This is a genomic window from Streptomyces sp. MnatMP-M17 (genome assembly GCF_900091995.1).
Taxonomy (GTDB): Bacteria; Actinomycetota; Actinomycetes; order Streptomycetales; family Streptomycetaceae; genus Streptomyces.
Map to the genome: position 1 here is coordinate 1 of NZ_FMDK01000293.1, position 6174 is coordinate 6174.

At 70.3% G+C, this 6174-nt stretch carries 8 protein-coding genes; 6 read left to right on the forward strand and 2 right to left on the reverse strand.

Annotated features, from left to right (window positions below; translation table 11 throughout):
• Positions 1-138 precede the first annotated feature (138 nt).
• From GA0115259_RS41765 to GA0115259_RS13900, 5 genes are all read left to right on the forward strand, one after another.
• Positions 139-405 (forward strand): hypothetical protein, encoded by a 267-nt coding sequence (locus GA0115259_RS41765; RefSeq protein ID WP_370747722.1) that lies wholly within the window; start codon positions 139-141, stop codon positions 403-405.
• Positions 402-911: a roadblock/LC7 domain-containing protein gene (locus GA0115259_RS13885; protein WP_093595930.1), complete on the forward strand. Its 510-nt coding sequence runs from the start codon at positions 402-404 to the stop codon at positions 909-911. The genes GA0115259_RS41765 and GA0115259_RS13885 overlap by 4 nt, the downstream gene beginning before the upstream one ends.
• The gene (locus GA0115259_RS13890) at positions 908-1321 is read left to right on the forward strand and encodes a DUF742 domain-containing protein (RefSeq protein WP_093595933.1); all 414 of its coding nucleotides are present in this window, start codon (positions 908-910) and stop codon (positions 1319-1321) included. Before GA0115259_RS13885 ends, GA0115259_RS13890 begins: the two co-directional genes overlap by 4 nt.
• A gap of 142 nt (positions 1322-1463) precedes the next feature.
• Positions 1464-2075, forward strand: a complete 612-nt coding sequence (locus tag GA0115259_RS13895; RefSeq protein WP_176732539.1) for a GTP-binding protein — start codon at positions 1464-1466, stop codon at positions 2073-2075.
• A gap of 75 nt (positions 2076-2150) precedes the next feature.
• Positions 2151-3401, forward strand: coding sequence for a styrene monooxygenase/indole monooxygenase family protein (locus GA0115259_RS13900; RefSeq protein ID WP_093595939.1), 1251 nt, complete (start codon positions 2151-2153; stop codon positions 3399-3401).
• An 84-nt stretch (positions 3402-3485) separates the two neighbouring features.
• On the opposite strand, the gene GA0115259_RS13905 is transcribed toward GA0115259_RS13900, so the two are convergent.
• Positions 3486-4901 (reverse strand): C40 family peptidase, encoded by a 1416-nt coding sequence (locus tag GA0115259_RS13905; RefSeq protein WP_093595942.1) that lies wholly within the window; start codon positions 4899-4901, stop codon positions 3486-3488.
• Between the two features lie 101 nt (positions 4902-5002).
• Positions 5003-5284, reverse strand: a complete 282-nt coding sequence (locus GA0115259_RS13910; RefSeq protein WP_093595945.1) for a hypothetical protein — start codon at positions 5282-5284, stop codon at positions 5003-5005.
• A 178-nt stretch (positions 5285-5462) separates the two neighbouring features.
• Between GA0115259_RS13910 and GA0115259_RS13915 the strand changes: the two genes are divergently transcribed.
• A partial coding sequence (locus tag GA0115259_RS13915; RefSeq protein WP_093595948.1) for an ADP-ribosylglycohydrolase family protein occupies positions 5463-6174 on the forward strand: 712 nt, incomplete at its 3' end.

Below are 6174 nucleotides of genomic sequence, written 5' to 3' on the forward strand. Positions count from 1 at the left end.
CCCCCCCCCCCCCCCCCCCCCCCCCCCCCCCCCCCCCCCCCCCCCCCCCCCCCCCCCGCCACTCCGGACCCGGCCCCGGCTCTGACCCCGGAGCCGGACACCGCCGCAGACACGCACATCGGCTCCGAGCCGGGCGAGTTGACCGCTCCTCGGCGGGAGCGCATCACCGGCAAGGGGCTGCCCAAGCGCACCCCGAGAACCGTCACACCCGCCGCCGCGCCCACCGAGCGCACCGGCAGTGTCGACGCGGAAGCCCTGCGCCGCAGGCTCGGTGGCTTCCACCAAGGCGCGAAGGAAGGCCGACGCGATGTCGAGGCCGAATTCACGGAGCAGACAGCGCCCGCAGCGCGGACCGAAGTACATACCGATGAGGCGGGGGAAACAGTCGAGGAGGCACGCAGTTGACTGCGACCGGCACATTCGGACTGAGCAGCGAAGCCCGTAACCTGCACTGGCTGTTGAGCAATCTCGTCGAGGAGGTGCCAGGAGTCCACTCGGTCGCCGTCGTCTCGTCCGACGGACTTCTGCTGCTCTCCTCCGACCCGGGGCTGAACACCGAGGCGGCCACCACCGTGCGTCAGGAGGGCCCTCGCGGCTCCAGCGCCGATCTGGCCACCATCGTCTCGGGCATCGGCAGTCTGACCGTGGGAGCGGCGAAGCTGATGGACGGCGGCGGGGTCAAACAGACCATGGTCGCCATGGAGGAGGGCAGCGTTTTCGTCATGGCGATCAGCGACGGCTCGCTGCTGGGTGTGCACGCCACACCTGATTGCGATATGAGTGTGGTCGCGTATCACATGGCGCTGTTCGTCGGCCGCGCCGGACATGTGCTGACGCCGGAGCTCCGCGACGAGTTGCGCAAGTCGATGGAGTTGACGGAGCCGACGGAGCCGACGGAGAGCGCCAAATGACGCCGCCCACCGAACCGGGCAGGCGGCTCCCCGTACGGGGCGGGGATCATAGGCCGGCCCGGGTCCGTCCGTACTCGCTCACCGGCGGACGTACCCGCTTCGGACACGTCCTGCTCGTCGAGACCTTCGTCGCCGCGATCGAAGCGGCCGACGAGCGCAAGGAGTTGACGGACGGCGGGGCGTCCTCCAAGGTCATGCCGGAGATGCGGGCGATTGTCGAGCTGTGCCGGCGCATGCGTACAGTGGCCGAGGTGTCGGCACTGCTCAAGATGCCGCTGGGAGTGGTCCGGGTGCTGCTCAGCGACCTGGCCGACCAGGGAAAGATCCGTGTGTACGGGACCGGGTACGGAACCGGCCAGCCCGACCACGCGCTGCTGGAAAGGGTGCTGAGTGGACTCCGCCGTCTCTGACGCCACCGCTGCCGCTGGTGTCACCACCGCCGGTGCGAAGGTCTCGGGTGCGAATGCCTCGGGTATGACTGCCTCGGGCGTGGCCTCACCGGGCGTGGCCTCACCGGGTGTGACCGCCTCGGGCGCGACCGCCTCCGGTGTCATGGCCCCGCCGTTCGTGACCGAGCCCGAAGAAGAGCTCAAGGCATGGCAGTTGGACCGCACGCGTGCGCCCATCGCCACCAAGATCGTGGTCGCGGGCGGCTTCGGCGTCGGCAAGACGACCTTCGTCGGCACGGTCTCGGAGATTCCGCCGCTCCAGACCGAGGCCCTGATGACGCAGGCCAGCGCGGAGACCGACGATCTCAGCGCCACGCCCGACAAGGTCACCACGACCGTGGCGATGGACTACGGCCGGATCACGCTCGACAACGACCTGGTGCTGTATGTCTTCGGCACACCGGGCCAGGAGCGCTTCTGGTTCATGTGGGACGACCTGGTGCGCGGCGCGATCGGCGCCGTCATCCTGGTCGACACGCGGCGCGTCGCCGACTCCTTCCCGGCGCTCGACTACTTCGAGAGCTGCGGGCTGCCCTATGTCGTCGCGGTCAACCACTTCGAGGGCTCGGAGCCGTTCGACATCGAGGATGTACGGGACGCGCTGACGATTCCGGACGAGATTCCCGTACTGATCATGGACGCGCGCAAACGGATCACGGTCGTCGAGTCGATGCTCACGCTGGTACGCCACGCGCTTGCGGCCTCGCCGGAATAGCGCCCGGCGGGCCGAGGGCGCCCGCCGCGTCCCGAAGCTCGAACTCGCATCACGTACGCAATCGGAGAACCCGCCATGCGGAAGATACTCGTCGTCGGAGCCGGCCAGTCCGGGCTTCAGCTCGCCCTCGGCCTCCAGTCGCGGGGCTACGAGATCACCCTGATGTCCAACCGCACGGCGGACGAGATCCGGTCCGGCCGGGTCATGTCCACACAGTGCATGTTCCACACGGCGCTCCAGCACGAGCGTGATCTCCAGCTCGGCTTCTGGGAGTCGCAGGCGCCGAGGATCGAAGGTCTCGGCGTCTCGGTCACCGGGCCCGACTCCACCCGTGCCGTCGACTGGGTCGGCACGCTCGACGGATACGCGCAGTCCGTCGACCAGCGCGTCAAGATGGCCGGCTGGATGGAGACCTTCGCGCAGCGCGGCGGCCAGCTGGTGATACACGGCGCGGCCGTCTCCGACCTGGACTACTTCTCCCGTACGTACGATCTGGTGCTGGTCTCCGCGGGCAAGGGCGAACTGGTCTCGATGTTCGGCCGCGACGCCTCCCGCTCTCCCTACGACACACCGCAGCGCGCGCTCGCGGTCGCGTACGTCCACGGCCTGGGCCCGCGTCCCGAGCATCCGGACTACGACGCCGTGCGCTGCAACCTGGTGCCGGGCGTCGGCGAACTGTTCGTCATGCCCACGCTCACCACCTCCGGCCGCGCGGACATCCTGTTCTGGGAGGGCGTGCCCGGCGGTCCGCTCGATGTCTTCCGGGGCATCAAGGATCCCGCCGAGCATCTCTCGCTCACCCTGGAGCTGATGGAGCGGTTCACGCCCTGGGAGTACGCGCGCGCCACGAAGGTCGAGCTGACGGACGCCAACGCCACGCTCGCCGGACGGTACGCGCCGACCGTGCGCCATCCGGTCGGACGGCTGCCCGGCGGCGGTCTTGCCCTCGGTGTCGCCGATGTCGTCGTCGCCAACGACCCGATCACCGGACAGGGCTCCAACTCGGCGTCCAAGTGCGCCGCTTCGTATCTGGAGTCGATCGTGGCGCACGGCGACCGGCCGTTCGACGAGGCATGGATGCAGACGGCGTTCGACCGTTACTGGGAGACCGCGCGGCATGTCACGAAGTGGACGAACGCGATGCTGGGCGTACCGCCGGAGCATGTCCTCAATCTGATCGGCGCGGCGGGCGGACTTCCGCCGGTGGCCGACCGGTTCGCGAACGGCTTCAACGATCCGGCCGACTTCGAGAACTTCTTCTACGAGCCCGAGAAGACGAACGCGTATCTGGCGGAGGTCTCGGGCGCGGTGGGCGCGGGGGCGTGAAGGGCACGGCCGGCATCTGATCGGGCCGTCCGTCGTGCCCGCTCAGCTTCCCGTGCCTCTCGTGCCTCCCATGCCTTTCGTGCGTCAGCCCTGGTTGTAGCCGGTGTCCGCGCCGTCCATGGCTCCCTCGGGCAGCTCCGGCGGTGAGTACGCGCCGGGATTCAGCGAGCGGGCCTCGGGATCCGGCCGTACGGCGCCCAGCAGCGGGTTCGCCGCGATCGGCGAGACCTTGACACGGGCCCCCGGGCGAGGCGCCTGGATCACCATCCCGCCGCCGAGATAGATCGCCACATGGGTGGCCTCGGGAAAGTAGATCACCAGATCGCCGGGCCTCAGCTCGCGCAGCGAGACCTGAGGAAGCTCGTCCCACTGCTCCTGGCTGGTACGCGGGATGTTCACGCCGGCGTGCGCCCAGGCCTGCTGAGTCAGTCCCGAGCAGTCGTAGGTGTCCGGTCCCTCGGCGCCCCATTCGTACGGTTTGCCGATCTGCTCGACGGCGTAGCGCACCGCCTCGCGGCCCTTGGCCGAGGGCGCTCTGCCCGCCTCGCCTCCGGGCGCTCCCGGTGCTCCGGGCGCGCCCGCCTGTGTTGCCGCTCCCTTTCCGATGCCCTCACCGAGCGCGCCCGAGGCGAGCAGTTCGCGCTGGGCCTCGTCCGTACCGGCCTTCTCCAGCGCGGCCACCGCGGCGATCTGCTTGCCGCTGAGCGAGGCGAGCAGCTTCTCGACGTCCAGGAGCCTGGACTTGACCATGTCGCGCTGCTTGCGCTGCTTGGTGGCGAGCGCCTGCTGCTTGCCGAGGGCCTCGCGGGACGCCGTCGTCAGGGCCGCGGCGCGCTTCTCGGTGGCGGCGAGCCGCGCGAGCGTATGGGCCCTGGTGCGTGCGGCACGCCTGACCAGATAGTTCTCCTCCAGGGCTTGCTGCGGATCGCGGGCAAGCAACAGCCGTAGATAACTGGAGAGTTCGGACTGTCCCTGGTACTGCCGACGGGCCAGCCGGCCCGCGTCGCCGCGGCTCAGGGCCAGGGCGGTACGGGCCCGTGCGAGGGCGGCGGTGAGCCGCTTGGTCTCGGCGCGCTGCCGGGCGAGTTCGGTCTCGGTGGCGTTGAAGGACTCCGTGGCCTGCTCGGCCTGCCGGTAGAGAAGCCGGAGGCGGCTCAGCATCTCGGAGACGGTTCGTGGCGGAGAGGCGTCCAGGGAAGCTTCCAGGGCGGCGGCGTCGAGGGCGGCAGTGTCGGCGGGCGCTCCGGCGCCGACGGCTCCGTCTTCGCCGTCCTCCGGGGCTTCTGATGCCCCATCAGCTTCTGGGTCCTCGGAATCCGGATCGTCCGTCCTGCTCTTGTCCCGGGACGGAGAAGGAGACGCCGACGCGGACGCCGAGGAGCCCGATGCCGTGTCGTCGCCCGGCTCCGCGACGGCGTGCGACGCGAAGGGCAGTCCGGCGAGGACCGTCGCGGTGGCCAGTGCCGCCGTACAGGCCGTGCGTACCATTCTTCCTGACACATCATCACCTCCGGTTGCGGAATGGAGAGTCCAGCACTAGGCGATGATGAGGTGAGATGACGTACGAATAGCCCATTAATGGGCGGGCTGGCGCAACAGCATCACCCGCGTGAGGGACCGCCCGGCTTTGACCAGGGCCATTTCAGCCTCCGGCGCTCACGGCCCGCGGACATGTACTCGTACTTCCATCCGCGCTGTAGCCCAAGGCGCTTGCTGTAGCTCGCCGGTGCGCGCCGGTAGGTGTGTACGGTGGGCGGCCCGCCGTCCGCGTCGGGCACCGGGATCTCGTACCACTTGGGCGGATGCCCGGTCGGTCCCGTCAGCACGGGCAGTACGCGCCCGTCCATCGGGCCGCCGACAAAGAGGGTGTCTTCGCTTCTCACGGGCCCAGTCTCGCTCAGACCGGGCCCAGGAGCCGTGCGGCGCCGTTCACTCTGGGGATCACGCGGCGGGCCGGCGTGGCCACAGGACCGTCCGGACGCTCGTACGCCATCAGCGCGTCGACGGCCGCGGACTCCGAATATGGCGCATCACGCGCCCTCGGGAGGCACGATGGCCCCTATGACCACCCCACACACAGCCGCCGACCGTGTTCCCGCCGACCGAGCGGCGGCCCGGCGCAGTCTCGAAGGGCTCGCGCTGGGCGATGCCTTCGGCGAGCGCTGGTTCCCGCTCTTCCGTGAACGCCCGCGCGCCCACGCGGAGATCAAGGCCAGGCTCACGCCGCAGGAGCTGGAGTGGCACTGGACGGACGACACGGCGATGGCCCTCGCGGTCCTGCGCGTCCTCCATGAGCACAGCGCCATCGACCAGGACCGGCTGGCCAGTTGCTTCGCCCTCACCTACGACGCGGATCCGGCCCGTGGCTACGGGCACGGTATGCACACGCTGCTGCCGGCCCTGCTCGCCGAGCCGGAAAGCTGGCGCACTCTGGCTCCCGGGCTGTTCGAGGGCGGCAGCCTCGGCAACGGCGCGGCGATGCGGGTGGCGCCGCTCGGCGCCTGGTTCGCCGCCGACCTCGCACACGTCGCCGAGCAGGCCGTACGCTCCGCCGAGGTGACGCACGCCCATCCGCAAGGGATAGCGGGCGCGGTGGCGGTCGCCGTGGCGGCTGCGCTGTCGGTACGGTCCGAACTCTCCGTGGCGGCGGTCGCGGAGGCCACGCCCGAGGGCCCGGTACGGGACGGTCTCGCGCGGGCGGCGGAACTGCCCTTCACCACCGAGCCGTGGAAGGCCGCCGATGTGCTCGGCAACGGCGGGGGGGGGGGGGCGG